Origin of the sequence: Psychrobacter sp. Pi2-1 (assembly GCF_904846645.1) — a bacterium.
GTDB lineage: Bacteria > Pseudomonadota > Gammaproteobacteria > Pseudomonadales > Moraxellaceae > Psychrobacter.
Genome location: NZ_CAJHBO010000054.1, coordinates 1 through 813 on the forward strand (window position 1 = coordinate 1; position 813 = coordinate 813).

Annotated in this window: 1 protein-coding gene; it reads right to left on the reverse strand. The window is 47.6% G+C overall.

The genetic code is table 11. The features are described 5' to 3' along the window. On the reverse strand, positions 1-813 hold an 813-nt coding region (locus tag JMX91_RS13225), incomplete at both ends, for an IS256 family transposase (RefSeq protein ID WP_201549623.1).

The window sequence follows — 813 nt, forward strand, 5'->3', positions numbered from 1 at the left end:
TGATACGGTCATCAAACATAATCATAAAACGATTCAGAGCAGACGTCCAGTTACGGATTGGCATCGACCACTTTTTAGACGCCTGCTGGGTGGCTAAGTACACCACTTTGAATGCTGCCTGATCAGAGGGGAACACCTTACGCTTATTCACCGCCGTCCGAATCACACTGTTTAGCGACTCTATCGCATTGGTGGTATAAATCACTTTTCTGATGTCTTTCGGATACTCAAAGAACACCGTTAAGCCCTCCCAGTTATTGCGCCAAGACTTGACCACGTGCGGGTAATCTTTGCCCCAAGTCTCATCAAAGTGCTCAAGATTGGCCTCTGCCATCTCAAGGGTATCAGCGCCGTAAATGGCCTTTAAATCAGCCGCTACGGCCTTTTTATCCGTCCACGGCACAAACTTCATTGAATAGCGCACCATGTGTACGATACACAGCTGAACCTGTGCCTTTGGATAGACGGTGTTAATGGCATCAGGGAAGCCCTTTAGACCATCGACACAGGCAATGAGGATATCTTGTACGCCGCGGTTTTGTAGTTCAGTGAGAACACCTAGCCAGAACTTAGCGCCTTCATTCTCTGAGAGCCACATACCAAGCAGCTCTTTTTTACCGTTAAGGTTAACGCCTAGGGCTAAGTAAATGGCTTTGTTGATGATCTGCTTGTCTTGACGTACTTTGACGACGATGCAGTCTAGATAGACGATAGGATAAACACTGCTCAGCGGCCGGTTCTGCCAAGCGGTGATGTCCTCTAATATGTTATCGGTGACTCTTGAGACAAGAGAGCTTGAGATGTCGACATCGT